The 2,707-nt window shown below is 64.1% G+C and carries 2 protein-coding genes; both read right to left on the bottom strand.

The genetic code is table 11. The annotated features are described in order from the left end of the window. Window positions 1-92 precede the first annotated feature (92 nt). Window positions 93-1,157: a TerC family protein gene (locus ACK1U9_RS07730; protein ID WP_085599276.1), complete on the bottom strand. Its 1,065-nt coding sequence runs from the start codon at window positions 1,155-1,157 to the stop codon at window positions 93-95. Window positions 1,158-1,340: 183 nt separating this feature from the next. Then, window positions 1,341-2,648 carry a substrate-binding domain-containing protein gene (locus ACK1U9_RS07725; RefSeq protein ID WP_085599274.1) on the bottom strand — a complete coding sequence of 436 codons (1,308 nt, stop codon included), beginning with the start codon at window positions 2,646-2,648 and terminating at the stop codon, window positions 1,341-1,343. Window positions 2,649-2,707: the final 59 nt, after the last annotated feature.

Raw genomic sequence — 2,707 nt, 5'->3', positions numbered from 1 at the left:
CCCACAGGAACTGTGCCGCCTCCAAGCTGTGCGCAGTCCCTGTGGGAGCGGGCAAGCCCGCGAAGAGGCCCTTGAAGGCTCACTCTGGATGGTCAGACCCGCATCTGCGGGTCTTCCTCCTTCTCGCTGACTGTGCGATCGGCATTCGAAGGCTGTCTGGATTGAGCACCCTCGATTTCCGGCTTCTCCCCCCGCGTCTTGACCAGCGAAACAACCACCCCACCCAGCAACAACCCGAACGTCACCCCCAACGACAACAACGCCGGCACCTTGCCCACCATGCCGTGGTAGAAGATCTTGCAGCCAATGAAGATCAGCACCAGTGCCAGCGCGTACTTGAGGTAAACGAACCGGTGCATCAGTGCCGCCAGCGCAAAGTACAGCGAGCGCAAGCCGAGGATGGCGAAGATGTTCGAGGTGTAGACGATGAACGGGTCCTGGGTGATGGCGAAGATTGCCGGGACGCTGTCGACTGCGAACACCAGGTCGGCCAGTTCGATCAGCACCAGCGCCATGAACAGCGGGGTGGCATGGCGTAGCGCCTTGTGCTGCCCAGGCGGGGTCTGCTGCACGAAAAAGTGCGAGCCGTGGATCTGCTCGGTGACCCGCATGTGCCGACGCACGAATTTCAGGACCGGGTTGTTCGCCAGGTCCGGGCGGCTGTCCTCCTTCGACAGCGCCATCTTGACCCCGGTAAACAGCAGGAAGGCACCGAAGATATACAGTACCCAGGCGAAGTTCTGCACCAGCGCCGCGCCCACGCCGATCATGATCGCCCGCAGGAAAACCACCCCGAGGATGCCCCAGAACAGCACGCGGTGCTGGTAGCGGCGGGGGATGGCGAAATAGCTGAAGATCATCGCCATGACGAACACGTTGTCCATCGACAGCGACTGCTCGACCAGGAACCCGGTGTAGAACTCAAGCGCAGACTGCGCGCCCAACTGGTACCAGACCCCGACGCCGAACAGTACGCCGACGCTGAAATAGCCCGAATACAGCAGCAGGCTCTCGCGCATTTCGATTTCCCGGTCGTGGCGGTGCAGCACGCCGAGGTCGAGTACCAGCAAACCGATGACGATGGCCATGAACACCAGCCACAACCAGGCGCTGGTACCGAGGAACGGGGTGGTGAGGAATGTCTGCAGAGCTGTCATGAGCCCCTCCTTCAATGTCGACGTTGCATGGCAACAGTGATCCGACATGGCGGCCTGGCAGCCGTCAGAGGGGCCCGGTATCACATGGGCTTGAGCCTAGACCCGTTTGCCGGTGATGCCGAATGGGGAGCTGTTACATTTCTTTGCGAGGCAAGGCCTGCAGGGATCTGGGCCGCTTTCGGATCAATACACCCACACTTCCACCCGGCGATTGCGCAGCCGCCCTTGCTCCAACTCGTTCCCTGCCACTGGCAGGTCATCCCCCATCCCCGTCACCTCCAGCACCTCCACGCCATCGCGCGCCAGCTCGCGGCGCACCGCCTGGGCCCGCAGGCGGGAGAGCAGCGCGGCGCGGCCTGGTGTCTCCTTGGGGTCGCCAAAGCCTACCAGCACCGCCTTGCGCTGCAACTTGCCTGCTTGGCGCAGGTAGTCGGCCACCCGCTGCACATCGCGCAGGGCCTTGTTGTCGAGGCTGGCACTGCCTTCCTGGAAGCGGAAGTTAACGCTCAACCGCTGTGCCTGCTGGACCAAGGTGCGATAGCGCGGCGGCATGTCGGCCTGGGGAGCTACAGGTTGGGCCTTGATCTGCTGCGAAACGAAACCCTGCTCAGCGACGATCACCTGGCCCGCCGGGCTCTGGGCGAAATCGGCCAGGGCCTTGGCCTGGGGCTTGGGGTTGGCCGGCAGGTAGAAGTACAGGCGCCGCGATAGCGGGTAGTCCTCGCTGGCCACCAGTGCACGCTCCGGCAGCATGGCCGGCGCGTCACCCTCGGCCACCGCCAGCACCTTGGCACCATGCACCGCCGCCAGGCTGCTGAAACCGATGGCCTGGCGGTCGGTGCTTACCCGCGCGGCCAGTTCGTCGCTGGACTCGAAGCGTTGGGCCTGGGGGGAAAGCTCGGTGTGCTGGGGTTCCAGCACCAGGGCCTTGAAAGTCTCAAAGGTACCGGAGCGGTCGTCGCGGGCGTACAGGTGGATGGCCCCGCCGGAAACACCCAACTGCTCCCAGCGCTGGATCTGCCCGGCAAAAATTTGTGCCAGTTGCCCTGTGGTGAGCTGTGGCAGCGGGTTGTCGGGGTGAACGATGACGGCGACGCCATCGAGGCCGATGACTTGTTCGGCGGCAGCGGCGCGCAGGTCGCCCAAGGCCTGAAGTTGGCTTGCTTCGTTGTCGTTGATCGGCCGTGACGCGGCGGCCAGGTCGGCCTCGCCATGGCCGAGGGCGACGAAACCGGTGCTGGAACCGTGTGCGGCGATTTCGATGCGCAAAGGCTGGCCACGCGTATCGCGCGCGGTGATGACAGTCTCGTTGGCCAGATTGCCCGGGTATTGTTCGATGGCGGTAGCTTGCTGTGCGCGCAATTGCCCTTGCACCAGCGCCGGCAGCAAGGCCGCGCCGATGGTGTTGGAGCCTTGCACGCGCAGGTGAGCGGGCTCGGCCAGGGACGCCAGCGGTAGCAGGGAGAGCAGCAAGACAAGCAGGCGGTGCATGCCGGGAGGCCTGTAGCATAGGGTTGGCCGGCAGATTACGACAGTGGCGTGATGATAAT

Source organism: Pseudomonas sp. XP1 (assembly GCF_053557675.1).
This window is presented reverse-complemented; position numbering and strand designations above follow the sequence as displayed.